Raw genomic sequence first — 24,887 nt, 5'->3', positions numbered from 1 at the left:
TTTCACACACTGGCATCTGCAATGCAAAAACTTTCCAGATCACCTGAATGAATACTGCCTGTAAAACAGTTACCCTTTTTCTTTTTATCTCTTTTGCCTCGAATTTAAGATGAATCTTCTCACTTCAAGTCGAGCAGTTACTCAACACCTGAAAGAGGTGGGAGTCTTCTCGACTGAGATAGACTATAACGACTGCAGTCTCACCTGTATCTTGGGCCTGGGAAGAGATTAATACTCCTCTTCCTCAGCCTCTTCTCCCTCATGGATATCACTCTTTGGCTTCTTTAATCCTTCAATCTTGATGCCATGCTTCTGTGAATAATCCCATAATGCAGCATGGATGGCTTCCTCAGCCAAAAGGGAACAGTGTACCTTTACTGGCGGAAGTCCGTCAAGTGCTTCCATAACCGCCTTATTGGTAACTTCCATGGCTTCTTCGATGGTCTTGCCTTTTACCATCTCAGTTGCCATACTGCTGGTCGCTACTGCAGCACCACAGCCAAAGGTCTTGAATTTGCAGTCCTTTATAATATGTGTATTCTCATCAATGTCCAGAAAGATTCTCATAATGTCGCCACATTTAGCATTGCCAACTGTACCAACACCGCTTGCGTTCTCAATCTCTCCCACATTTCTGGGATGCTGAAAATGATCCATTACTTTATCACTATACATGTTTTTTTCCTCCTGACAAGTGCTTTTACACTTTTTTTAGATTTAGCTTCTTTATTTGTTCTGTTTTTTTATGAAATCTTCATATAATGGAGACATGCTTCTTAAGTTCGCCACAATATCCTTTAACTTATCCACAACAAAATCTGCATCTTCCATGGTAGTCTCTTCGCTTAAGGTGAGACGGAGGGAACCGTGTGCGATCTCATGAGGCAGTCCGATTGCCAGAAGTACATGGGAAGGATCCAGGGATCCGGATGTACAGGCAGAACCGCTGGATGCACAGATACCAAAGCTGTCCAGCATCAGAAGCATAGACTCTCCTTCCACAAACTGGAAGCTTACGTTTACATTGTTTGGAAGTCTCTTCTTTGGATGTCCGTTTAATTTTACATATGGGATTTCACTGGTGATCCGGCTAATCAGATGATCTCTCACCAGGACCTCTTTTGCAGTACGGTCAGCCATGGAATGCATTGCACGCTCTGCTGCCACACCAAACCCAACAATACCCGGCACATTCTCAGTACCTGCACGGCGCTTTCTCTCCTGAGCTCCGCCATGTACAAAGCTGCGGATCTTAACGCCTTTACGGATGTACAGGAAACCGATGCCCTTTGGTCCATTCAGCTTATGGCCGCTGGAACTAAGCATATCAATGCCAAGCTCATCCACATTGATGGGAACCTGACCAAATGCCTGTACTGCATCTGTATGGAAAAGAATGCCATGCTCTTTGGCGATCATACCGATCTCCTTGATCGGCTGCAGTGTACCGATCTCATTATTTGCAAACATAACAGAAATCAGGATGGTCTCCGGTGTAATGGCCTTTTCCAGCTCATCAAGCTTTACAACTCCATTCTCATCCACATCAAGATAAGTGATCTTTGCCCCTCTTTCTTTTTCCAGGTATTCGCAGGTATGAAGAATCGCATGATGCTCGATCTTAGTAGTAATAATATGATTGCCTTTTGACTTGTAAGCCTCAAAAGTTGCTTTTAATGCCCAGTTGTCAGCCTCAGAACCGCCTGCTGTGAAATAAATTTCCTCTTTTTTGGCGCCAAGAACATTTGCGATCTGCTCTCTGCCCTTTGTTACAGCATCTTTGCTTTTTCCGGCAAAATCATATACACTGGAGGGATTTCCATACATTTCTGTAAAATAAGGAAGCATTGCTTCCACAACCTCCGGTGCCGTCTTTGTTGTTGCTGCATTGTCCAGATATATCATTTTTCCCATTTCTATGTCCTCCTGTCATAGTAAAGCAGACTCCTTGCTACTGCTTTACAGAATGAAGATACTACCTACTGAATAGTTACTATCACTCTTCGTTTTTTGTACGGCTGTTAGGGCAGATCACTCCATTGCCTCTTTGCTGTCCCTGATTCTTTTCCTGCACTTTAATACTTTCGCAGATCAGTTCTCCCAGGGTCATTGTATCCACAGCCTGTGTAATACTGTCGTTTATACGTTTCCATACGTATTTGGCAACGCAAAGATCAGCGCCTGTACATCCTCCGCTGTCTTCGTTGCCGGCACACTCCACAGCCTCCAGACTGCCTTCCAGCACTCTTAAAACGTCTCCCACAGAAATCTCACCGGCCGGCATTGCCAGACGATATCCTCCGCAGGCTCCCCGGCTGCTCTTCACATAACCGGCTTTCTTAAGAAGTGCCATCAGCTGTTCCAGATATCCCATGGAAATCCCCTGTCTGTCGGCAATGCTCTGGAGAGATACGCTCTCTGTCTCACTGTACATGCCTAAATCAATCAACGCCCTGAGGCCATATCTTGCCCGTGTGGAAAATTTCATTTTATCGCCTCTTTTTAATTCCTAGTGTTTTCCTTGGATTTCACCTAACTTTACCAGATACATTTCGTTCTGTCAAGGTGCTTTTTAGAATATACTGATAAAAATTATATATTCAGGCGGTACGGTTATGTCAAAGGAACAATTTCTGAAAGGAACATTGATTCTTACCTGTACAGGGCTTCTTTGCCGGCTGGCTGGCTTCTTTTATAGAATATTCCTTTCACACACCATTGGTGCACAGGGTGTGGGGATTTATCAGCTTTCTCTCCCTCTTTCTGCTTTGCTGCTTGCAATGACCGCTTTTGGTATGCAGGCAGTGATCTCCCGGGACTGCGCATCACTGCAAGCTCTTGGAAAGGATCAGCAGGCAAAAGATACCTTTCTCCTTGGAACAGGCATCTGTATGTTTTTGTCTGTTGGTATTTCATTTATTTTATATAAAAATGCAGTTTTTATTGCGGTCCGGATTCTGAAAGAGCCGGCCACCCTTCCCTTGATTTGTCTTATGTCTTTTTGTTTTCCTCTCAGTGCGCTACATACCTGTGTCAGCAGTTACTATTATTCCATGAAGCAGGCCCTAACGCCTTCCTGCATACAGTTATTTGAACAGGCAGTGCGTATTGGCAGCTCTTACCTGGTCTATCTGATCCTTCTGTCAGAAAAAAAGCCGGTTACACCGCTTCTTGCCGGCATTGGTGCCCTTTGCGGAGAGATTGCTGCCTGCCTTTCATCCCTTCTTACCCTTGGCATTCATTTTCAAAAAACTTCCTATAAAATCAGATTCATCCATAAACCCTTTGCATCCATCTGCCGGCTTTTTGGGGAATCGGTTCCTCATACCCTGAATAAAGTATTGCTCACCTTACTTGGCAGTATTGAAGTGGTGCTGATCCCCGGACGGCTACAGGCATATGGTCTGTCCCGTACAGACGCTCTTGGGGTCTATGGAGTCTTTACAGGCATGACCCTGCCGCTTCTTCTTTTTCCTTCCGCCCTTACCACCTCCGCAGCAGTTATGCTTATGCCTTCTATTGCTCAGCTTCAGGCACTTGGAAACAGAAAAAGGATTTCCTATGTGGTCCGCAGTTCCTGCATGGGCTGTCTTTTTCTTGGATGTATCTGTGCCCTGTTTTTTCTTTTTTTCGGTCACTTTGCAGGTGTTTTTCTTTTTAACAGCATTACTGCCGGAAACTATATTACCTCCCTGGCTTTTATCTGCCCATTTCTGTATATGAATACCGCCATGGTCAGTATACTAAATGGCCTTGGAAAAGCTTCCCGCTGTCTGTTCCACAACATGTCCGGAGCTCTTCTTCGGATCCTGTTTGTAATCTTTGCCATTCCCGCTATGGGAATCCGAGGCTATTTTTATGGTATGTTGTCTGGTGAACTGCTTCTTTCTCTGCTGCATCTTATTGCCCTGATCCGGTATTTTACTCATCTGCAACAAGCATCTGCTTCAAGACTACAATAACTTTTTCTTATATACTGTGATAATTTTTCTATCGACATTCTCAAAAACTTGTTCTATAATAAAAAACTGATAGCAAATGCAAAGGAGAAAGAAAATGGGTTTTGAATTCATCAAAAAATTACCTACACCAGACGAAATCCGCAATCAATACCCGATTGATGCAAAGATCAAAGCTCTTAAAGAGAAACGTGACAGTGAGATCCGTGATATATTAACTGGAAAATCCGATAAGTTTCTTGCCATCATCGGTCCCTGCTCTGCTGACAATGAAGATGCTGTATGTGATTACCTGTTAAGACTTCGTAAGGTTCAGGAGAAAATTGAAGATAAAGTTTTAATTATTCCAAGAGTTTATACTAATAAACCACGTACAACAGGCGAAGGCTACAAAGGAATGGTTCATCAGCCAGATCCTGAGAAGAAGCCAAACATGCTTGCCGGACTGATCGCCATCCGTAAAATGCATATACATGCCATTCAGGAAAGTGGATTTACCTGTGCTGACGAAATGCTTTATCCTGAAAACTGGCGTTATCTTTCCGATATTCTTTCTTACGTAGCCGTAGGTGCCCGCTCTGTAGAAGACCAGCAGCACCGCCTTACTGTAAGCGGCATGGATATCCCTGCCGGTATGAAGAATCCTACTAGCGGTGATTTCAGCGTTATGCTTAATTCTGTTGTTGCAGCCCAGGGAAGCCACCGTTTTATCTACCGCGGCTGGGAAGTAGAAACATCGGGGAACGAATATGCACATACGATTCTTCGCGGTGCTGTAAATAAACATGGAGAAGCCATTCCCAATTATCATTATGAGGATCTGCGCCTTCTCTACGAAAAATATTCAGCAAAAGATCTGAAAAATATGGCGACTATTGTAGATGCCAACCACTCCAATTCCAACAAACAATACGAACAGCAGGTTCGTATTGCAAGAGAAGTGCTTCATAGCCGCGCTGTGGATTCTGATATCCACAAGCTTGTAAAAGGTCTTATGATTGAAAGCTACATTGAGCCTGGCAACCAGAAGATTGGCTGTGCACCTCATATCTACGGCAAATCCATTACAGATGCATGCCTTGGATGGGAAGAATCTGAAAAACTGTTATACACCATTGCTGAATTGTGCTGATGTTACAATAAAAGCCCGCCTCAGATCAGTGTCTGGGGTGGGCTTTCATATATACATCCCGCATGCGGTTCATATTCATACTTAAGTATATCTGGGTTGTGGAAATATCCGAATGTCCAAGCATTTCCTGTACGCTTTTAATATCTGCTCCATTTTGCAGCATATGTACTGCAAAAGAATGGCGCAAGGTATGCGGTGTAATATCCCGCTTGATTCCGGCATCGTCTGCATATCCTTTCAGTACCTTCCAGAACCCCTGTCTGCTCATTGCTTTCCCGGAGCAGTTGGTGAACAAAGTCTTCTCTTTACTGTCCTTAACAAAAGTATCTCTTGCCTTGTCCATATACAGGATCAAGGCATCCCGACTCACATTGCCAATGGGAATGATCCTTTCTTTCTCATGTTCCTTGCAGGTCACATATCCTAATTGGAGATTCACCTCATCTACCTGCAAATGAATCAGTTCGCTGACTCTCATACCAGTAGCATACAATAACTCCAGCATAGCTTTATCCCGGATCCCTTTAGGTGTATTCAGATCTGGCTGCAGAAGCAGAAGATCAACTTCCTGAATGGATAATATCTCCGGCATTTTCTTCTCTACTTTAGGTGGCCTCAGATTATCTGACGGATCCTTTTCCATACCGTTGACTTTCATCTGATACTGAAAAAAAGCACGGATGGACGCTACACTTCTGGATATGGTAGAAGACGCAAATTCTCCACGTTCCATATAATCCAAATATCCCTCCAGATCAAGTTCCCGCACAGCCTTTGCTTCACGGATCCCCCGGTCTTCCAGAAACCTGGCCATTTTTCTTAAATCCCGCTCATAGGAAATCTCCGTATTGCTGGATGACTTCTTTGTTTCATGCAGATAACTAATGAAATCATGTATCTCTCTTTCCATTTTCTCTTCTTCCTGTCACGTTCAATACTTGTCATTCATACTCCCCATTCTGAATAACAAAAAATGTAACTGTATTATACTTTGAAATTAACATAAAATCAAACCCTTTTTTTCTCTGAAATGCTGATAAGTTGGGGCTTTCCGCATTTTTACACAAAATGTCGACTTTTTTATGGTAACTTACACCACATATGGTGTAAATACATTCAAAATATTTTTAAAGTCATCAAAATTTTTTCTGTTATCCATGGATTTACATAGGCTTCCAACAGCATTCCGAGGAAGTAAATGCCCCCTGTCCAAACTGTCTGCCAGGAATATCCAGCTACTTTGTCCGGAAAAATCCCCTGATTTTTCCACATGCTTATGGATTGTTTAAAAACCATGTCCAGAAGCATAAACAGGGCAGGCAGATAGATCAGATACTGTGGAAAAAGGAGAGCAATTCCTGCTGCCGCACCTGCCAGACCAAACTGAAGGATACATACGGTCAGCACTGCACCAATCCCAAAGCCTGCTGCAATCACAGTTCCAACTGCTAATGGCACACCGAAAACAGTAAATCCGCACACTGCACATAATATAAAAAAACTTCCCCTGCTTTTCAATATTTCTCCAAGAAGTCCGGTTCCAGCCAGCTCCTGTCCTGAAAAAGAGCTAAGCAGGTACATAGCAGCTACTGTTTTCTGCTGCCATTTCATTTTCCACATAATATTTGGAAGAATGGTACCTGTAAAAAAGCCACAAAAAAATAAAGCTGACCAGGGAAAAAATTCCTTTCCTTTTATTCTGCCTTCCTTTTTCCCCATATCCTTCTCCTGTCTTTTTATGATGTAACTGTCTGACACAGCAGCATCTTTTTCTCTTTTCCATCTTACGCTTCCCATATAGAATTTATGCAGTTCTCATTACCGAAACACTGTAATCATTTATATATTTTTTCACACAAAAACAGGAACCGTTTTCCTTTGGTTTCCCTTGGGAATAACGATTCCTGTATCTTATCTTCCTGAATGACAGCTTGGATTATTTAGCATAATCCACAGCACGGCTCTCTCTGATCACATTAACTTTGATCTGGCCTGGATATTCAAGCTCTGCCTCAATCTGCTTGGCAATATCTCTTGCCAGAAGAACCATATCTGCATCTGTAACATGATCTGGAACGACCATAACACGGATCTCACGACCTGCCTGAATTGCAAAGGATTTCTCCACCCCTTTAAACTGGTTGGTAATATCCTCCAGCTGTTTCAGACGGTTGGTATATGTTTCCAGTGTCTCTCTACGAGCACCAGGACGGGCTGCAGAAATAGCATCTGCTGCCTGTACAATGCAGGCGATCAATGACTCTGGTTCTACATCTCCGTGATGAGCAGCCACTGCATTAATAACGATTGCAGATTCTTTATATTTCTTGCAAAGATCTACACCAATCTGAATATGTGAGCCTTCTACTTCATGGTCAATGGACTTACCAATATCATGCAGAAGTCCGGCACGTTTGGCAATACGCACATCAGCACCTACTTCACCAGCCAGAAGTCCGGATAACTGTGCCACTTCAATGGAATGCTTCAATGCATTCTGTCCATAGCTGGAACGGAATTTCATCCTTCCCAGAAGTTTCAGAAGCTCTGGATGAATACCATGCACACCCACATCCATAGCAGCAGTCTCCCCATCCTCACGGATCTGGGCTTCCACTTCTTTCTGTGCCTTCTCAACCATTTCCTCGATCCTGGCCGGATGGATCCTGCCATCAACGATCAGTTTCTCAAGTGCAACTCTGGCGATCTCACGACGAATCGGGTCAAAAGCAGAAAGAACAACTGCTTCCGGTGTATCATCAATAATCAGATCTACACCTGTAAGGGTCTCCAATGTACGGATATTACGTCCTTCACGGCCGATAATACGCCCTTTCATCTCATCGCTTGGAAGCTGCACAACAGAAATCGTTGCTTCTGCTACATGGTCAACTGCACATTTCTGAATGGCATTTACCACATACTCCTTGGCTTTCTTGCCGGCTTCTTCTTTTGCCCTGTTCTCCAGTTCTTTGTAAAGCCTTGCAACATCAACCTTCACATCATCTTCCACAGATCTGAGCAGCTCTTCCTTGGCTTGTTCTGAAGTCAGTCCTGAAACTCGTTCCAGTTCCTGTACTCCCTTCTGCTCAAGTTCGTCCACCCGTTTTTCTTTCTTCTGTAATTCAGCATATCTCGCTGTGCACTCTGCCTCACGCTTCTCAACTGCATCCGCTTTCTTATCTACGGCCTCTTCCTTTGATAAGACACGTTTCTCATACTTCTGCAGTTCATTTCTTCGTTCCTTGGTTTCTTTCTCCAGTTCATTTTTTGTACGGAGAGATTCTTCCTTCACTTCCAACAAAGTTTCCCGTTTTTTCGTTTCTGCTGTCTTCAAAGCTTCATCTATGATGCCTCTGGCTTTGTCTTCTGCCGATCCAACAGTTTCTGCGTCTTTTTTTACTTTATTTGCCACAGCAACTTTAGTAGTAATAGGAACTGCAATAAGTAGCGCGACTACCACAGCGACAAATGCAACAATAATTGTGCTTGTCACAGGAGCACCTCCTTATTCGGTTTTCATTGTACAATTACAACAATATAAGTTTATATGTTTTTGATAATTATGTCAAGTTTTTCTACAGAAAAATGAAATTTATATTTTGGTAGGAAGAATCCCACAGTTATTTGCAGAACGATGTATTAGATTCCATCTGGATCTGCAGTTCCTCCAGCACATGGGAAATATCACTATAGCCAAAGCCTCTTCGCAGCAGGAATCCCTGAAGGCGGCGCATCCCCTTTTCGTCCAGGACTGTGCCTGGCTGGCATTTCTTAAGGACAGCCTCCTTAAGGATCTTCTGTTCATCCGGCTGGGTATACTCTGATACCTGCTCCCAGGCAGTCTGGGCAGTCTCCTTGTCCACACCCTTTTGAAGCAGTTCCTGAAGGATCTTGCGCCTACTCTTAGACTGGATTCTGTATGCAATATAATTCTCCGCATACCTGCTATCATCCACATATCCAAAAGAGCTTACGTAAGCCACTGCATCCTCCACTGCCTCTACACAAAAGCCTGCCTGACGCAAACGGTCAGACAGGCCTTTCTCTGTACGGTCCATATGCTCAAGAAGGAGCAAAGCCTTCCTGCGGGCCGCCTGTTGTTCTTCTCTTGTAAGTCCCATGAATCAGGCCTCATCCTCTGGGGAAGCTGCTGCATCTGCCTGCGCATTGTCCTGGGCAGATACTGTCTCTTCTTCCTCAGGGAGCAGATGGTAATGGATCCTTACCTTCTTCTCAATCTCATCACGAATATCTGTATGCTCTTTCAGATAGGCTTTGGCATTCTCCCGGCCCTGTCCGATCTTATTGCCATTATAAGCATACCAAGCACCACTCTTATTAACAATGGAACAGTCTGCTGCCAGATCCAGGATGTCTGCCTCTCTGGAAATACCTGTACCAAACATGATATCAAACTCTGCCTGCTTAAATGGCGGTGCAACCTTGTTCTTCACCACCTTGATCTTGGTGTGATTGCCAACCATCTCTCCGCCCTGCTTCAGAGTCTCTACACGACGTACATCCAGACGTACAGAAGAATAAAACTTCAGTGCACGGCCACCGGTGGTAGTCTCCGGATTACCGAACATAACGCCTACCTTCTCACGAAGCTGGTTGATAAAGATCACTACGCAGTTGGACTTACTAATAATAGCTGTAAGCTTCCTCAAAGCCTGGGACATCAGTCTCGCCTGAAGCCCCACATGACTGTCACCCATATCTCCATCAATCTCAGCCTTAGGTACCAGTGCAGCAACAGAGTCTACGATCACAATGTCCACAGCTCCGGAGCGTACCATCGTCTCAGTGATCTCCAATGCCTGCTCACCATTATCTGGCTGTGAAATATAAAGATTGTCAATATCAACACCTATATTCTTCGCATAAACAGGATCCAGTGCATGCTCTGCATCAATAAAGCCGGCAATCCCGCCACGCTTCTGAACCTCTGCTACCATATGTAATGCTACGGTAGTCTTACCACTGGACTCAGGTCCATAAATCTCTATGATACGTCCCTTGGGTACGCCGCCTACTCCCAGTGCGATATCCAGACTAAGGGATCCTGTAGGAACCGCCTCCACCTGCATACTGGCACCTGACTCGCCAAGCTTCATCACAGATCCTTTTCCATATTGCTTCTCTATCTGCCCCAGAGCAGCCTCCAGGGCTTTTTGCTTTTCTTCATTTATCATTCTATGGCAGTCTCCTTATTCTTGTATTTTTCATAATGCAAACCTATGTTCGTGTTTTCTGCTACCATAGTATAATAAATCTGTGTTTCTGTCAAGTCTTTCCTGCAAATAAGAATGGATTATCTTTCGACAAAATATGACAGGATCAGCCAATCAGCCAATTATACATCTCTTCATATTGCCGTGCAGAATTACCCCAGGAGAAATCCTGTGCCATAGCTCTGTCGATCATCTTATTCCATTCACGCTTCTTATCATAGTAGATACGCTCTGCATAACGAATGGTACTAAGCATCTCGTGTGCATTGTAATTACAGAACGAAAATCCTGTACCAGTGCCTTCAAACTCATTATAAGGCTCTACCGTATCCTTCAGTCCTCCTGTCTCCCTGACGATAGGAAGAGTACCATAACGAAGGCTCATCAGCTGACTCAATCCGCATGGTTCAAACAGGGACGGCATCAAAAATGCATCAGCTGCTCCGTAAATGCGGTGGGACATACCCTCATCATAATAAATCTGTGCAGATACCTTGCCATGATATTTCCAGTCAAAATGACGGAACATATTCTCATAACGTTCCTCACCTGTACCAAGCGCAACGATCTGTACTGCATCCTGGCAAAGTTCATCCATAATATACGCGATCAGGTCGAAGCCCTTCTGGTCTGTCAGTCTTGAAACAATACCGATCATCATAGTTTTCGGATCCTGATCCAGTCCCAGATCCTTCTGCAGCTGGATCTTATTCTTGATCTTCTCTTTACGGAATGTAGTTGCATTGTACTTGGAAGAAAGGAAAATATCTGTATCCGGATTGAAATCATTGTAGTCGATACCATTTACAATGCCCCGAAGGCTTTCGGAACGTGCACGCAGCAGTCCATCCAGACCCTCCCCGTAAAACGGAGTCTTGATCTCCTCCGCATAAGTACGGCTAACAGTAGTCACTGCATCTGCAAATACAATACCACCCTTCAGGAAATTAGCATCTTTATATGCTTCCAGCTTGTCCGGAACAAAATAGTAATCAGACAGCCCGGTAATTTCTTTGATGGTCTTTACATCATACACACCCTGGAATTTCAGATTGTGTATAGTCATAACTGTCTTGATTCCCCAGAAAAATTCATTCTGCTGGAAGCTGTCATGCAGATAAACCGGCACCAGGCCTGTCTGCCAGTCATGACAGTGGATCACATCCGGTCTGAATCCAATCACAGGAAGAACAGAAAGTACTGCCTTTGAAAAGAATGCGAACTTCTCCAAATCCCATGGTACAGTATCATAAGGCTTCGGACCACTGAAGTAATATTCATTGTCAATGAAATAGAACTGAATCCCGTCATATTCCATCCTGAGAATTCCAACATAACAGTTCTTATATCCCAGATCCATATAAAAATGGGTAACATATTCCATTTTATCTTTCCATTCCTGCCGCATGCAGGCATATTTCGGCAATATTACCCGAATGTCAAAATATCTCTTATCAAAGCACTTCGGCAGAGATCCGACTACATCTGCCAGTCCTCCTGTTTTAATAAAAGGCACTGCCTCAGACGCTGCAAAAAGTATATTCTTCATCCGTAAATTCCCTCCTTGGTATGGATTCACTGCATTCTCCTTCTATGTCCGGAGAACCGTATTACTGCTTTTATTATACCCTATATCCTTTCTAATGGAAAGAGCGATTTTTATATTCAAGTCTTATTTTGTCTGCGATCAGGGCAATAAATTCTGAATTGGTAGGCTTTCCTTTTCCTGTACTTACCGTATATCCAAACAGTGCATCTATGGTATCCATTTTTCCTCTACTCCATGCTACTTCAATAGCGTGACGGATTGCTCTTTCTACTCTGCTTGGAGTGGTCTGGTGTCTTTTTGCTATAGTAGGATACAGGATCTTTGTAATGGAATTCAGCATTTCCATATCATTCACAGACAGGATGATGGCATCTCTTAGATACTGATATCCTTTGATGTGTGCCGGTACACCGATCTCATGGATCACATTTGTTACATCCCGTTCCAGGTCACCCTGTGAAAAGCAGCCACTCTCTTCACTTTTTCCCTGTCTTGAAATTTCTTTTCTTCTTCTGTCACCCAGATGCCTTGCATGCTTGATCCTATTCAGCAGCATCTGATTGTCAAAAGGCTTTAACATATAATATTCAGCCCCAAGATTAAAAGCATCCTCTGTGATCCGTTCCTGCCCTACTGCCGAAACTACGATAAACGCAGGAATCTTTTTCAGCACACTGCTATGTACACATCTTTCCATTACGGAAAGTCCGTCCATCTTAGGCATAATAATGTCCAGGATCACCACATCCGGCTGCTTCTCCCTGATAATGTTACAGATTTCTTCTCCATTGTGTGCTTTTCCTACCAGTGAAAGTTCTTTGTCTTCCTCGATCATACGTCCCAGTACTTCTGTCATTTTCTCGTTATCATCCGCAATAGCCACATTTAACTTTTCCATGAGGCATCTCTCCTCCTAACCTGTTACCTCTTTTTACTAGATTAACAGTTGCTATTATAGTGGAATCCAAATGGGGAAATCAAGCCGAAAGTGTCGGTTTCACTGGATTTTCGTTCGATAACTTTCGACTTTTATCCGCCATATCCAACCATTTTTTACCCTTTTTCCGCCAGCATATTTTCAATAAAAATGCCGTATCCGCTGGCCGCATCCTGTACAAACACATGAGTTACAGCCCCCACGATCTTTTTGTTCTGGATCACCGGACTGCCACTCATCCCCTGCACGATCCCTCCGGTTGCCGCAAGAAGCTTTGGATCTGTCACATGGATCACAAAACTCTTATTACTGTCCTGATGATTCATGTCTATTTTTGTAATTTCTGCTGCATATTCTTTTACCTGTCCGTTTACACTGCATAAAACAGATGCCGGACCTGTTTCCATTTCCTGTTTGTAGCCAATTTTCATTTCTTTTAAAGCAATTCCGTCCCCACCTAAGCTTTGATATTTTCCGTAAATCCCATTTGCCGTATTTTTTGTAATGGAGCCCAGCACATTTCCCACATTATAGCGAATTAATCCAGACAATTCACCAGGATTGCCTTTACTTCCCTTCTGAATGCCCAGTATCTGGGTTTTGTATAAAGAGCCGCCTGTAATAGACAATAGTTCTCCAGTATCCACATCACTGATTCCATGTCCCAGTGCTCCGTAATTTCCTGCTGCGTCCACATAGGTCAGAGTACCAATACCCTGGGTGTCATCTCTTACCCAGATTCCAAGCTTGTAATCTCCTGTCTGATCTTCCACAGGCATCAAAGATACCTTTATCTTTTTCCCCTGTCTGTTCAGGGTAAGGCTCACTTCCTTCCCGTCAGTTTTTTTCAGATCCTTTATCAGTTCCTTTTTGCAGGATACTTTTTGTTGATTAAAAGCAACAATATAATCTCCCGGCTTTACAAGATCCTCAGCAGGTGTTATCTGTTTTCCGTCCCTGGAAAGGATTTCCCCTGTATCAATGATCAGTACCCCTTCTGTTTTCATATACATACCTACTGTACTTCCGCTTACCAAAAGACTGGTGCTTTCTGCTGGTATTACCTTCACATCCTTAAAAGGGATCAGGCCAAATAAACGACAGGGCAAAAAATAAACCCCATCCCCGGAAACAGGCACTGTGTCTTCAAATGTAACAAAGGGACGGGCCAGCATTGCAGACACGTCCTGATCCTTTCCTTTTTCCACATGGATCTCATCCGGTATTTTCAGGTTCAGGTATCTTATACCCAGGATTCCTATCACCAGCAGATCCAGCCCAAGACACCATAAAAGGAAACGTCTGTATCTTTTCTTTGGGTTCATTTTTGTCACATCCTTTTCCTTTGTATTTATCATCTTCTATCAAAAAAGAGAGAAAAGCCGGATACCTGCTCCGGTCATTCCTCTCTTAGTATGTGATGAATCTTTTATTTCAGTCTTGTATTTTTATGTACCAGTGCCAATTCTTTCATTTCCCTTGCATTTTCCAGCACTGCATCTGTGATCCTTGCACCGCCCAGAAGCCTTGCAAGCTCCCGGATAGAATCTTCACCTTCTAGCGTATGGATCTGGGTGATCATTTCATTATTTTCCACATGTTTTTCGATTTCAAAATGGGTATCTGCCATTGCAGCGATCTGAGGAAGATGAGTAATGCAGATCACCTGATGATGTCTGCCGATCACTGCCATTTTTTCGGATACTTTCTGAGCAGTCCTTCCGCTGATACCAGTATCGATCTCGTCAAAAATAAGAGTCTCAATCTGATCTTTATCTGCCAGGATCGCTTTCAGTGCAAGCATGATCCTTGACAATTCACCACCGGATACGATCTTGCCAAGTGGTTTCCTGCTTTCTCCCGGATTGGTAGATATTTCATATTCAATAACATCATATCCTGTAGCTGTACAGCTTCTGGCTTGTTTGAAGGAAATGGCAAAATCCACATTGGCAAAATTAAGATCCTGCAATCCCTGGATCACTTTTGCTTCCAGCTGTCTGCTATATTCTTTCCTGATTTTTGATAATTCATCCCCATTTTTTTGGAGAACTTTTTCACACTGACAAAGTTTTTCTTTTGCTTCCTGATAAAGCTGGTCATATTGTTGTATTTTTTCCAGTTTTTCCATTTGCTGCTTCTGATATTCCAGGATCTTTCCTATGCTTTGACCATATTTTGCTTTCAGCCCATTGATCTGATCCAGTCTGCGTTCTGTCTGTTCAAAGGTTTCCTGGTCAAAAACCATATCCTCCATATAAGAAGACAGCTCCCGGTTAAAATCGTTCAGCAGACTGTCTACTTCTCCCAGCGAACTTTCCAGTCCAGCCAGTTCTTCATCATATTCTGAGACTCTGGACAATTCCCTGAGTGCTTCTCCTACCAGATCTCCTGCACTGCTTCCTTCATATCCGGTAAAGCCTCTCACAGCCTGCAGAGCATCCACGATCTTTCGTCCATTGGACAATTTGCGGTATGTCTTTTCCAGTTCCTCGTCTTCTCCTTCCTTAAGGACGGCCTTTTCGATTTCCCGGACTTCAAATTCAAGAAAAGCAGACTCCCTATTTCTCTGTTCCTCATCCATGTTAAAGGCCTGAAGCTCTTTCTCGCATTTACGATATTCTTTATAAGCCTTTTCTACTTTTTCTTTTACTGGCTGTATTTTTTCTTTCCCATAGATGTCCAGGATCTCCAGCTGTTTATCCGGATACAGAAGAGACTGGTGCTCATGCTGGCCATGAATGTCGATCAGGCAGGCTGCTGCTGCCTTCATCTGGGATACTGTGCAAACTTCCCCATTAATCTTGCTGATGCTCCGGCCTTCCATAATCTTCCTTGACAGAAGTACCTGACCATCCTGTGGATAAATATCCATAGATTCCAACGCCTGTTTTGCTTTTGTATTTTCAACTTGGAATAAAAGCTCCACCAGGCCGTAGGATGCATTCTCACGAATCATCCCCCTGGAAGTCTTGCCTCCCAGGATCAGCTGTATGGAGCCTAAAAGAATGGATTTTCCGGCGCCCGTCTCACCAGTAAGGATATTCAGTCCAGGGCCAAATTCCACTTCTATTTCTTCGATCAGTGCAAGGTTTTTTACGTGCAGATGAACCAGCACAAAAGCCACCTCCTTATTTTATGCAAAACGCTGTCTTAACTTCCTACAATCTCATTCAGCTTCTTTACCACACTTACTGCCTGCTCAGATGTCTTGCAGGCACATATAATAGTATCATCTCCGGCTATACACCCAAGGATCTCCGGCCATTTCAATGCATCCAGCGCTGTAGCCACAGCCATGGCCATACCTGTAACTGTCTTTACCACTACCAGATTTTGTCCAGTATCCATGGAGCTCACTGCATCTTTCAGCACTCTGGAATACTTATCTCCAAGCTCTGAAGAACCGTGATCCAGGATCGCATAACGGGATTTACCATCCTTTACCGTTACCTTTGTAAGCTTCAATGCCCGTATATCTCTGGATACTGTAGCCTGCGTCACTTTAAAGCCTGCCTGATTCAGCCTGGCAGCCAGTTCTTCCTGAGTATCTATATCATATTGCCGGATCAATTCGATAATTTTTTCATGTCTTGCTAATTTCAATTTTCATCCTCCCTGATCCAGATGCTGTATCCTTTCCAACTATTTTCGTAACTGTTCAATACCCTTACAGTTACGAAACAAAAATCATCTTTAATTCTTAACTGTCTCGCATCTTCTGACGGATCACTTCCACAAAACTCAAATGGTTTAGTTTCAGGATCTTTGTCTTTTCCTCTGCCCTGCGAATCACGATCCGGTCACCAGTAACTAAATGGATCACCGCATCACCATCAAAAGCGGCAACTGCCTTTTCCTGATCCTCATGCCTTCCCTTCCCAACTTCCACAGTAATCACATCTTCTGCTGGAAATACAATGCTTCTTGAATTAAGTGTGTGAGGAGCAATGGGTGTCATGATGATCATGGTGCCGCTTGGAGATACAATAGGGCCGCCTACAGACAGGCTGTATCCTGTAGACCCGGTAGGTGTGGACAATATGATACCATCCGCATTGTAGGAATTCAGATATTCATTATTTACGAAATTCTTGAAACGTACAACCCTTAAAGGCCCTTCCCTGCCGATCACAATATCATTCAGTGCCAGATCACTGCCGATCACCTGATTGCCTCTATATACAGTGCCGGACAGCATCATCCGTTCTTCTACCTCATAGTCTCCACGCATCAGCTTGTCAAGAGCCTGATACACAGACTGTCTGTCTACCTCTGCCAGAAATCCAAGTGTACCCAGATTGATGCCCAGAAGGGGAATCCTGCAATGAACCACATCCCTGGCGGCCTGAAGCAAAGTACCGTCTCCTCCCAGCACGATCACACACTGGGTATCCTCAGGGATCTTCTCCGGATCAGTATAATGATAGGGCCCATCCTGCTTCCGTTTTGCCATCTGCACCTGACAGGCCTTTCCATGACTTTTCAGATAGGACACGATCATGTCTGTAAAAGACTGATCCTGATCTTTTTCACTGTTTGTGATCACATAAAACTTATCCATTTGATCCACCTATTTCCTGTCCAGCATACCATGGGCTTCTTCTACTATAGACTCTACCGTGGTCTGCAGCTGATCTGTGACCAGGACTCCTTCCGGACGCTTTTGCAGATGAAGCAGATATTCTATATTTCCCTCCGGTCCCTTGATCGGTGAAAAGGACAGATGGCATGGCTCCAAACCAATCCCCATGGCAAAATCACGAACCTTTTCGATCACTTCTCTGTGAACCTGCGGATCACGGACAACTCCTTTTTTGCCTACCTTTTCTCTGCCCGCCTCAAACTGAGGCTTGATCAGGCATACGATCTCTCCATCTTCTTTCAGAAGCTGCCGTACCGGCGGCAGTACCTTTGTCAATGAAATAAAGGACACATCAATCGAAGAAAAATCAGCAGCCTCTCCCAGATCCTCTGGAACCACATAACGAATATTGGTTTTTTCCATGCAGACCACTCTTGGATCATTGCGAAGCTTCCAATCCAGCTGACCATATCCTACATCAATGGAAAATACACGGACAGCCCCGTTTTGAAGCATACAGTCTGTAAAACCTCCTGTGGATGCTCCAACATCCATACATACCTTTCCGTCCAGATGAATGTCAAAATTCTTCATGGCCTTTTCCAGTTTCAAACCGCCTCTGCTTACATAGGGTAATGTATTTCCGCGCATCTCGATCTTTACGCCTTCTCCGAACATGGATCCGGCTTTATCTTCTTTTTGTCCGTCTACATACACATCTCCGGACATAATATATGCTTTTGCTTTCTCTCTGGAAGAGGCAAGTCCATGCTCTACCAATAAAATATCCAGTCTTTTTTTCATATTATGAAATCCCCGTTTCTACTGTCTGCGCGATCTCTGCTGCAGAAAGTCCGACCTTGCACCGAAGGCTGTCAATACTGCCCTGAGGCACAAATCTGTCCCAGATAGCAATGGGTATCACCCTGCATCCCGGATGGCATGCTTCCATATAGGCACATACATGCTCTCCAAAACCTCCGCTTTTTACATTTTCTTCTACGGTAACAAACAGCTGATGGTCTTCTGCCAGTTCATCCAATAAGGCTGTATCCAAAGGCTTTATAAACCTGGCATTTACAAATGTGGGATCTATTCCCTGTTCTTTCAGAAGCTTTACTGCATCCTGACAAACAGACACCATGCTGCCAACTGCCAGTATGGCTGCCTTTTTCCCTTTGGAAAGGATCTCTGCCTTTCCACGGAGGATCGGTGCCTGAAACTGCTGAAACTCTGTACATGCTGTTCCTTTGGGATAACGGATGGCATACGGTCCGTCTCCATTTACTGCTGCTTCCAGCATGGCTTCCAGCTCCCAGTCATTTTTTGGTGCCATTACTGTCATCCCTGGCATCATGCTCAGATAAGAAAGGTCAAAATTCCCCTGATGGGTCTCTCCATCTGCGCCGACCAATCCTGCCCGGTCAATGGCAAATATTACATGAAGCTTCTGCATACACACATCATGAAGGATCTGATCCACTGCCCTTTGAAGGAAGGAAGAATACACCGCCACCACAGGAATGATCCCTCCTAGGGCCAATCCTGCTGCAAAAGTGACTGCATGCTCTTCTGCGATCCCCACATCAAAAAAGCGGTCAGGAAATGCCTGCTGAAATGCTTTCAGTCCGGTTCCCTCCGGCATAGCTGCCGTAATAGCTGCAAGCTTTGTATTTTCTTCTCCAAGCCGGACCATTCCTTTGGCAAATACATCTGTATAGGTAGGTGCTTCTTTCACAGTCAGGGCTTTTCCTGTCTGTATATCAAAAGGTCCCGTACCGTGGAACCTGTCCGGATAGGTACTTGCAGGCTTGTATCCTCTGCCCTTTTCCGTGATCACATGTACTACAACTGCCCCTTCCACCCTTTTAGCTTCATTAAACAGCTTCATCATCTGCCGCATATTGTGGCCATCCACAGGCCCCAAATAGGTAAGTCCCATATTTTCAAACAACATTCCAGGAATAAAAAGCTGTTTGATACTGCTTTTGGTACGGCGGACAGCATCTACCATAGCTGTTCCCACTTTAGGAATCTTTTTGACCGCTTTTGTAACTCCTATCTTCATTCCTGTATAAGCCTCTGCTGTACGCAAAGCACTTAAATACGTAGACATTCCACCAACATTCTTTGAAATGGACATATTATTGTCATTGATCACAATAATAAAATTCGTATCCAGTTCCGCTGCATTATTCAATGCCTCGTAAGCCATACCGCCGGTAAGTGCCCCATCTCCGATCACAGACACCACATGGTTCTTCCTGCCCAAAAGATCCCTGGCCCGAACATAGCCAAGCCCTGCAGATATGGAATTGGAACTGTGTCCTGCATCAAAAGCATCACAGTCACTTTCCGCTCTCTTAGGAAACCCGCTTAAACCGCCTTCTTTACGAAGAGTGGCAAATGCATCCTTTCTTCCTGTAAGGATCTTGTGGGTATAAGCCTGATGTCCCACATCCCAAATCAGCTTGTCCTCTGGGAAATCCAACACATTATGAATTGCAAGGGTAAGTTCTACTGCTCCCAGGTTTGATGCCAGATGGCCACCGGTTCTGCTTACAGATTCAATAAGAAACTGACGGATTTCATCCGCCAGCTGCGGAAAATCAGCAAGCGCAATCTTATGAATGTCATTTGGCTTATTTATCTTTTCCAGAAACATCCGTATCCTTCTTTCACTTCCTGCGTCCCACCAGTTCCCTTACCAGTGTATCCAGGAATTCATTTTTTCGACCCAGGCTATCCAAAAGAGCTACTGCCTCCCCGGATAAGTCTGCTACACACTCTGAGGCTTTGCTGATCCCCATAAGTGTTACATATGTAGTCTTGTTGTTTTTCTCATCACTATGTACCGGTTTGCCCAGTTCTTCCTGGGAACTGGTAACATCCAGAATGTCATCCCTGATCTGAAAAGCCAGGCCTATGTTCTTTGCAGCCTGGTCGATCACTGCCAGTTCTCTTTCATCTGCTCCTGCCAAAACTGCTCCTGTCAGCATAGAAGCCTGAATCAGCGCAGAAGTTTTGTTCTCATATATATAATCAAGTATTTCCCTTGAAACAGGCTTGCCATCATTCTCCACGTCTACACTCTGTCCCCCAAGCATCCCGTACAAGCCGGTATTATGGGTCATGATCTCCATAGCGCGGATCACAGCCTGTGGTCTTTCGGTAAGGGCAAATGCCTTCAGCATAGTCTCATATGCATAATTCAGAAGAGCGGCTCCGCTTAAAACTCCCATAGCTTCCCCATACACTTTATGGGTAGTAAGTCGACCTCTGCGGTAATCATCATTATCCAGCGCAGGAAGATCATCATGTACCAGGGAATGGGTGTGGATCATCTCAATCGCAGCCATAAAAGGCTCTGCCACATGCCCGCTTCCGCTAAACAGTCGAAATGTTTCACCAAGAAGTATGGGGCGAAGCCTTTTTCCCCCTGAGCATACGCTGTAATTCATAGCCTCTGCCAGATGAGCGGCAAAACCTTCCTCCTTCGGCAGATATCTGCAGATTATCTCTTCTGCTTCTTTTGTTTTTTCCTGTAATTCACTTTGAAAATTCACTGAATGTCCCATCCTCATTGATCTGCAGCATTTTTTTCTCTACTGTGTCCAGTTTCTCGCTGCAATACTTTAACAATTCCATTCCTTTTTTATACAGGGCAAAGGATTCCTCCAGGGATGTTTCCTGATCCTCCAGCCTGTCTGCCAGTCTGTCGAGTTCCTGAAAAGCAGTCTCCACAGACAATTCATCCTGTTGTTCTGTTACTTCAGCCATGGCCCCTCCTTATTTGTACCTATTACCTCTGTCTCAACCCTTCCATCTGTGACAGCGATAAACAGCCTGTCCTTTTCTCTGATACCTTCAATGCTGGTAACTGCATGTCCCTGGATATCCGTTACATAGGAATATCCCTGATTCAGTTTCCGAAGGGGCGACAGGCCTGCATACTTCTCCAGATATAACGCAAGAAGATTCCGTTTCTCACGGAGCTTTGCCTCCATTCCTTTATAAAGCCGCTCTTCCATATCCGCTGCATACTGCTGTCTGTCCCGCAGCCTTCCCTGTGGATTCAGATACTGCATCCGTACCTGATACTGATCAAGCCTGCTCTTAAGCAGCTGCAGTTTGCCCCACATGGCACGATGCAGCCGTTCCCTGCCGGAATCGACTGCGTCCACAATACTCTTATAATCAAACACTGCCAGTTCTGCAGCAGCAGACGGAGTAGGTGCCCGCAGGTCTGCCACAAAATCAGCAATGGTAAAATCTGTCTCATGACCTACCGCTGAGATCACGGGAGTTTGACACTCAAAAATAGCTCTGGCAACCCTTTCATCATTAAAGGCCCACAGATCCTCTATGGATCCGCCACCCCTGCCTACAATGATCACATCCAGATCCAGCCCGTCCAGGATCCGGATCCCTTTCATAATACTTTCCGGAGCTCCTTCCCCCTGCACAAGAGCCGGGTACAAAACGATCTGCAGATATGGATTGCGCCGCAGGGAAATGTTACGGATATCCTGCACTGCAGCCCCTGTTGGTGCAGTCACAACTCCCAGGCGCTTTACAAATCTGGGAATCTCCTGCTTGTATTCCTGAGCAAACATACCCATCTCTTCCAGTTCCTGCTTCAGAAGCAGAAATCTGCGATACAGATCACCTGCTCCTTCCAAAGTGATCTCCCTGGCATACATCTGATACCTGCCATCACGCTGATAAACATCAATAGTACCGGCTACCACAACCTGATCTCCATCCTTCATACGGAATGCCAGGCCTTTTCTCTGACCTGCAAACATCACACAGGAAAGGGTGCCTGTCTCATCCTTCAGGGAAAAATAGATATGTCCGCTGGTATGGTACTTACAGTTGGATACTTCTCCCTTAACCTGAAGCTTCTGAAGGAAGTAATCCTGGGTAAACATATTACGCACATAGCTGTTTACCTGTCCTACAGAATATATATTATTCATTTGCCAGCTTACCAAGGATACCGTTCACAAAAGAACCTGAGGCTTCCCCGCCAAAGCGCTTGGCCAGCTCCACTGCCTCATTAATGGCAACCCCTGTAGGAACATCCGGGTCATACTTGATCTCATAAACAGCCAGTCTTAAAGCTGTAAGATCCACACGGTTCATTCGCTTTGTCTTCCATCCATGGCTCGTCTCATTCAGCTGTCTGTCAATATCCTCCAAATGCTCCAGTACATGATTATATTTCTCCCGGATATACTCCAGATCCTTCTCTTCTCCTTCAGCAAGGCCTTCAAAATAAAGCTGCACCTGCTCTCCCATCTCGTCCTGGGAATTAAACTGGGTCATAAACAGAAGTTTAAAAATATGTTCTCTTAGTTCCCTTCTTCGCATAATATCCTCCCGCAATCTAAAAAAGGAAAGCCTTACTTTCCTTTTTCATTCTCCATATCTACGCTGGCAATGTGGATATTCACATCTGCCACTTCAAGCCCGGTCATATTCTCGATGGAAGACTTAACCTTTTCCTGGACTGTCTTGCTTGTTTCCAGGATATTCTTGCCATACTGGATATTCAGGGTAAGATCTACACGTACAATCCCATCCAGTACTTCCACCTTTACGCCTTTGGAAAGACTCTTCATCCCAAGCTTGCTTACCAGCTCATTTGTAATATTCCCAGCCATGGAAGCAACTCCGTCAACCTCTGTAGCTGCCAGACCAGCAATGATCGCAACTACTTCGTCTGCAATATTCACTTCACCAATGCCGCCAAGATCCTGTATTTTATATGTTGTTCTCTTTTCAGCCATATGATAACCCTCCTAAGGTGTTATATTCAGTTACCTGTAATTATATCAAATCACCCAATAAATGAAAAGGGTTATTTGCTGAATTCCGTCAATATTAAATCCGGATTTCTGTCCTGTGTCATTCCCACACTCCACGGATTTACAAAGAGAAGAAGCGGATTTCCCTTAAGATCTGTTACTTTCTTCATATCTGAAGTACCGGTAATACTGTCCACATCTACTTTGTCTTTATTGGCGATCCACCGGATATGCTCATAAGGAAGATTCTCCAGACGAATCTCCACATTATACTCATTCTCCAGGCGGAATTTCAGCACATCAAACTGAAGCACACCAACAACTCCCACAATAATCTCTTCCATGTTTCCAAACAACTCCTGAAAAATCTGGATCGCTCCTTCATGGGCGATCTGTGTGATCCCCTTGACAAACTGCTTTCTCTTCATGGTGTCCAAAAGGCGCACTCTTGCAAAATGCTCCGGTGCAAAGGTAGGAATCCCTTCAAAAGCAAATTTCTTGCCAGGCACACAAATAGTATCTCCGATAGAAAAAATACCAGGATCAAACACACCGATAATATCTCCTGCATAAGCTTCATCCACCACATGTCTTGACTCTGCCATCATTTGCTGTGGCTGAAGAAGACGCATCTTCTTTTCTCCCTGTACATGATATACCTCCTGGGAAGCATCAAACTTACCGGAACAGATCCTCATAAAAGCGATTCTGTCTCTGTGCGCTTTATTCATATTTGCCTGGATCTTAAATACAAAGGCAGAAAAATCATCTGACATAGGATCCACCAGTCCTGCATCTGACATTCTTGGAAGAGGAGAAGTGGTCATCGCCAGGAAATGCTCCAGAAATGTTTCCACACCAAAGTTGGTAAGTGCAGATCCGAAAAATACAGGGGTTAATTCTCCCTTGCTTACAAGCTCCTGGTCAAAATCAGCACTTGCACCATCAAGAAGTTCAATTTCTTCAAGAAGCTGCTCTTTCTGTTCCGGATCCATTACCTGATCTGCTCTTGGATCCTGAAGCGGTATCTCCTCAATATGGCCTTCCTTTGTTCCTTTCTGAGTATCAGAAAACGTAAGGATCTTCTCTGTATTCCGGTCATAAACACCACGGAATTTTTTACCGGAACCAATGGGCCAGTTGATGGGACAGGTTGCAATCCCCAGTTCCTTCTCGATTTCATCCAGAAGATCAAATGTATCATTGGCATCCCTGTCCATCTTATTGATAAAAGTAAAAATAGGAATGTGTCTCATAACACATACCTTAAACAGCTTTCTGGTCTGTGCCTCCACACCTTTGGAACCATCAATGACCATAACTGCAGAATCTGCGGCCATTAATGTTCTGTAAGTATCCTCAGAGAAATCCTGATGTCCCGGCGTATCCAGAATGTTAATACAATATCCATCATAATGAAACTGAAGTACAGAAGATGTAACAGAAATACCTCGTTCCTTTTCGATCTCCATCCAGTCTGAAACTGCATGACGGGCCGTTGCCTTGCCTTTAACACTTCCGGCCAGATTAATGGCTCCGCCATACAGCAAAAACTTCTCCGTCAGCGTGGTCTTACCAGCATCCGGATGTGAAATAATAGCAAAGGTCCTTCTTTTTTCTATTTCTTTCGTATATTTTGACACAGCATGCCTCCTGCAAAATGTTCTGTCATAAA

The 24,887-nt window shown here is 44.3% G+C and carries 24 protein-coding genes; 2 read left to right on the top strand and 22 right to left on the bottom strand.

Going from position 1 to position 24,887, the window contains the following annotated elements; all coding sequences use genetic code 11:
• Positions 1-228 precede the first annotated feature (228 nt).
• From nifU to AB5916_RS09405, 3 genes are all read right to left on the bottom strand, one after another.
• Positions 229-675 carry a Fe-S cluster assembly scaffold protein NifU gene (gene nifU / locus AB5916_RS09415; RefSeq protein WP_158420610.1) on the bottom strand — a complete coding sequence of 149 codons (447 nt, stop codon included), beginning with the start codon at positions 673-675 and terminating at the stop codon, positions 229-231.
• Between the two features lie 51 nt (positions 676-726).
• Positions 727-1,914, bottom strand: a complete 1,188-nt coding sequence (gene nifS, locus AB5916_RS09410) for a cysteine desulfurase NifS (protein ID WP_173726423.1) — start codon at positions 1,912-1,914, stop codon at positions 727-729.
• A gap of 82 nt (positions 1,915-1,996) precedes the next feature.
• Positions 1,997-2,488: an Rrf2 family transcriptional regulator gene (locus tag AB5916_RS09405; protein ID WP_368190508.1), complete on the bottom strand. Its 492-nt coding sequence runs from the start codon at positions 2,486-2,488 to the stop codon at positions 1,997-1,999.
• A 127-nt stretch (positions 2,489-2,615) separates the two neighbouring features.
• On the opposite strand from AB5916_RS09405, the gene AB5916_RS09400 reads away from it, so the two are divergent.
• Both AB5916_RS09400 and AB5916_RS09395 read left to right on the top strand, forming a co-directional pair.
• A complete protein-coding gene (locus AB5916_RS09400) occupies positions 2,616-3,962 on the top strand; it encodes an oligosaccharide flippase family protein (RefSeq protein WP_368190506.1) in 1,347 nt (448 codons plus the stop codon).
• Positions 3,963-4,056: 94 nt separating this feature from the next.
• Positions 4,057-5,091 (top strand): 3-deoxy-7-phosphoheptulonate synthase, encoded by a 1,035-nt coding sequence (locus tag AB5916_RS09395; RefSeq protein ID WP_368190504.1) that lies wholly within the window; start codon positions 4,057-4,059, stop codon positions 5,089-5,091.
• 25 nt (positions 5,092-5,116) lie between these two features.
• Here the strand turns inward: AB5916_RS09395 and xerD are convergent, their stop codons facing one another.
• From xerD to AB5916_RS09300, 19 genes are all read right to left on the bottom strand, one after another.
• Positions 5,117-6,001 carry a site-specific tyrosine recombinase XerD gene (gene xerD / locus AB5916_RS09390; protein WP_368190503.1) on the bottom strand — a complete coding sequence of 295 codons (885 nt, stop codon included), beginning with the start codon at positions 5,999-6,001 and terminating at the stop codon, positions 5,117-5,119.
• 206 nt (positions 6,002-6,207) lie between these two features.
• Positions 6,208-6,810, bottom strand: coding sequence for a stage II sporulation protein M (locus AB5916_RS09385; protein WP_368190501.1), 603 nt, complete (start codon positions 6,808-6,810; stop codon positions 6,208-6,210).
• 217 nt (positions 6,811-7,027) lie between these two features.
• Positions 7,028-8,587 (bottom strand): ribonuclease Y, encoded by a 1,560-nt coding sequence (gene rny, locus AB5916_RS09380; RefSeq protein WP_158420603.1) that lies wholly within the window; start codon positions 8,585-8,587, stop codon positions 7,028-7,030.
• 127 nt (positions 8,588-8,714) lie between these two features.
• Entirely contained in the window at positions 8,715-9,215 is a 501-nt protein-coding gene (locus AB5916_RS09375; RefSeq protein ID WP_368190499.1) for a regulatory protein RecX, read from the bottom strand.
• 3 nt (positions 9,216-9,218) lie between these two features.
• Positions 9,219-10,289 carry a recombinase RecA gene (gene recA / locus AB5916_RS09370; protein ID WP_158420601.1) on the bottom strand — a complete coding sequence of 357 codons (1,071 nt, stop codon included), beginning with the start codon at positions 10,287-10,289 and terminating at the stop codon, positions 9,219-9,221.
• A 145-nt stretch (positions 10,290-10,434) separates the two neighbouring features.
• Positions 10,435-11,877, bottom strand: a complete 1,443-nt coding sequence (glgA, locus tag AB5916_RS09365) for a glycogen synthase GlgA (protein ID WP_158420600.1) — start codon at positions 11,875-11,877, stop codon at positions 10,435-10,437.
• Positions 11,878-11,968: 91 nt separating this feature from the next.
• Complete coding sequence (gene spo0A, locus AB5916_RS09360) at positions 11,969-12,775, bottom strand: sporulation transcription factor Spo0A (protein WP_368190497.1); 807 nt, start codon at positions 12,773-12,775, stop codon at positions 11,969-11,971.
• A gap of 155 nt (positions 12,776-12,930) precedes the next feature.
• Positions 12,931-14,172, bottom strand: coding sequence for a SpoIVB peptidase (gene spoIVB, locus AB5916_RS09355; protein WP_368190495.1), 1,242 nt, complete (start codon positions 14,170-14,172; stop codon positions 12,931-12,933).
• 71 nt (positions 14,173-14,243) lie between these two features.
• Positions 14,244-15,932, bottom strand: coding sequence for a DNA repair protein RecN (gene recN / locus AB5916_RS09350; RefSeq protein WP_368190493.1), 1,689 nt, complete (start codon positions 15,930-15,932; stop codon positions 14,244-14,246).
• A 35-nt stretch (positions 15,933-15,967) separates the two neighbouring features.
• Positions 15,968-16,420 carry an arginine repressor gene (gene argR / locus AB5916_RS09345; RefSeq protein WP_368190491.1) on the bottom strand — a complete coding sequence of 151 codons (453 nt, stop codon included), beginning with the start codon at positions 16,418-16,420 and terminating at the stop codon, positions 15,968-15,970.
• A 97-nt stretch (positions 16,421-16,517) separates the two neighbouring features.
• On the bottom strand, positions 16,518-17,378 hold the full coding sequence (locus AB5916_RS09340; protein WP_158420596.1) for an NAD(+)/NADH kinase: 861 nt from the start codon (positions 17,376-17,378) through the stop codon (positions 16,518-16,520).
• A 9-nt stretch (positions 17,379-17,387) separates the two neighbouring features.
• The gene (locus AB5916_RS09335) at positions 17,388-18,203 is read right to left on the bottom strand and encodes a TlyA family RNA methyltransferase (protein WP_173726415.1); all 816 of its coding nucleotides are present in this window, start codon (positions 18,201-18,203) and stop codon (positions 17,388-17,390) included.
• 1 nt (position 18,204) lies between these two features.
• Positions 18,205-20,064, bottom strand: coding sequence for a 1-deoxy-D-xylulose-5-phosphate synthase (dxs, locus tag AB5916_RS09330; protein ID WP_368190489.1), 1,860 nt, complete (start codon positions 20,062-20,064; stop codon positions 18,205-18,207).
• 13 nt (positions 20,065-20,077) lie between these two features.
• Positions 20,078-20,965, bottom strand: coding sequence for a polyprenyl synthetase family protein (locus tag AB5916_RS09325; RefSeq protein ID WP_368190535.1), 888 nt, complete (start codon positions 20,963-20,965; stop codon positions 20,078-20,080).
• Entirely contained in the window at positions 20,949-21,179 is a 231-nt protein-coding gene (gene xseB, locus AB5916_RS09320) for an exodeoxyribonuclease VII small subunit (RefSeq protein WP_158420593.1), read from the bottom strand. Before xseB ends, AB5916_RS09325 begins: the two co-directional genes overlap by 17 nt.
• Positions 21,167-22,381, bottom strand: coding sequence for an exodeoxyribonuclease VII large subunit (gene xseA / locus AB5916_RS09315; protein ID WP_173726412.1), 1,215 nt, complete (start codon positions 22,379-22,381; stop codon positions 21,167-21,169). The genes xseB and xseA overlap by 13 nt, the downstream gene beginning before the upstream one ends.
• Positions 22,374-22,775: a transcription antitermination factor NusB gene (gene nusB, locus AB5916_RS09310; RefSeq protein ID WP_158420591.1), complete on the bottom strand. Its 402-nt coding sequence runs from the start codon at positions 22,773-22,775 to the stop codon at positions 22,374-22,376. Before nusB ends, xseA begins: the two co-directional genes overlap by 8 nt.
• 32 nt (positions 22,776-22,807) lie before the next feature.
• Entirely contained in the window at positions 22,808-23,194 is a 387-nt protein-coding gene (locus AB5916_RS09305) for an Asp23/Gls24 family envelope stress response protein (RefSeq protein WP_158420590.1), read from the bottom strand.
• A gap of 71 nt (positions 23,195-23,265) precedes the next feature.
• The gene (locus AB5916_RS09300) at positions 23,266-24,855 is read right to left on the bottom strand and encodes a peptide chain release factor 3 (protein WP_158420589.1); all 1,590 of its coding nucleotides are present in this window, start codon (positions 24,853-24,855) and stop codon (positions 23,266-23,268) included.
• Positions 24,856-24,887: the final 32 nt, after the last annotated feature.

It is taken from the genome of Blautia sp. 1033sp1_1033st1_G9_1033SCRN_220408, from assembly GCF_040929965.1.
GTDB classification, from domain to species: domain Bacteria; phylum Bacillota; class Clostridia; order Lachnospirales; family Lachnospiraceae; genus Blautia_A; species Blautia_A ammoniilytica.
Note: the sequence above shows the minus strand (reverse complement) of the source record. Positions and strands in the feature narration are given on the sequence as shown.

Bases quoted from the DNA above. Each gene is read 5' to 3' on its own strand.
- nifU (WP_158420610.1), bottom strand. From the start codon at position 675: ATGTATAGTGATAAAGTAATGGATCATTTTCAGCATCCCAGAAATGTG.
- nusB (WP_158420591.1), bottom strand. From the start codon at position 22,775: ATGCGAAGAAGGGAACTAAGAGAACATATTTTTAAACTTCTGTTTATG.
- nifS (WP_173726423.1), bottom strand. From the start codon at position 1,914: ATGGGAAAAATGATATATCTGGACAATGCAGCAACAACAAAGACGGCA.
- AB5916_RS09400 (WP_368190506.1), top strand. From the start codon at position 2,616: ATGTCAAAGGAACAATTTCTGAAAGGAACATTGATTCTTACCTGTACA.
- spoIVB (WP_368190495.1), bottom strand. From the start codon at position 14,172: ATGATAAATACAAAGGAAAAGGATGTGACAAAAATGAACCCAAAGAAA.
- AB5916_RS09335 (WP_173726415.1), bottom strand. From the start codon at position 18,203: ATGAAAAAAAGACTGGATATTTTATTGGTAGAGCATGGACTTGCCTCT.
- AB5916_RS09395 (WP_368190504.1), top strand. From the start codon at position 4,057: ATGGGTTTTGAATTCATCAAAAAATTACCTACACCAGACGAAATCCGC.
- xseB (WP_158420593.1), bottom strand. From the start codon at position 21,179: ATGGCTGAAGTAACAGAACAACAGGATGAATTGTCTGTGGAGACTGCT.
- dxs (WP_368190489.1), bottom strand. From the start codon at position 20,064: ATGTTTCTGGAAAAGATAAATAAGCCAAATGACATTCATAAGATTGCG.
- AB5916_RS09340 (WP_158420596.1), bottom strand. From the start codon at position 17,378: ATGGATAAGTTTTATGTGATCACAAACAGTGAAAAAGATCAGGATCAG.
- AB5916_RS09405 (WP_368190508.1), bottom strand. From the start codon at position 2,488: ATGAAATTTTCCACACGGGCAAGATATGGCCTCAGGGCGTTGATTGAT.
- xseA (WP_173726412.1), bottom strand. From the start codon at position 22,381: ATGAATAATATATATTCTGTAGGACAGGTAAACAGCTATGTGCGTAAT.
- glgA (WP_158420600.1), bottom strand. From the start codon at position 11,877: ATGAAGAATATACTTTTTGCAGCGTCTGAGGCAGTGCCTTTTATTAAA.
- xerD (WP_368190503.1), bottom strand. From the start codon at position 6,001: ATGGAAAGAGAGATACATGATTTCATTAGTTATCTGCATGAAACAAAG.
- AB5916_RS09385 (WP_368190501.1), bottom strand. From the start codon at position 6,810: ATGGGGAAAAAGGAAGGCAGAATAAAAGGAAAGGAATTTTTTCCCTGG.
- recA (WP_158420601.1), bottom strand. From the start codon at position 10,289: ATGATAAATGAAGAAAAGCAAAAAGCCCTGGAGGCTGCTCTGGGGCAG.
- spo0A (WP_368190497.1), bottom strand. From the start codon at position 12,775: ATGGAAAAGTTAAATGTGGCTATTGCGGATGATAACGAGAAAATGACA.
- AB5916_RS09375 (WP_368190499.1), bottom strand. From the start codon at position 9,215: ATGGGACTTACAAGAGAAGAACAACAGGCGGCCCGCAGGAAGGCTTTG.
- AB5916_RS09305 (WP_158420590.1), bottom strand. From the start codon at position 23,194: ATGGCTGAAAAGAGAACAACATATAAAATACAGGATCTTGGCGGCATT.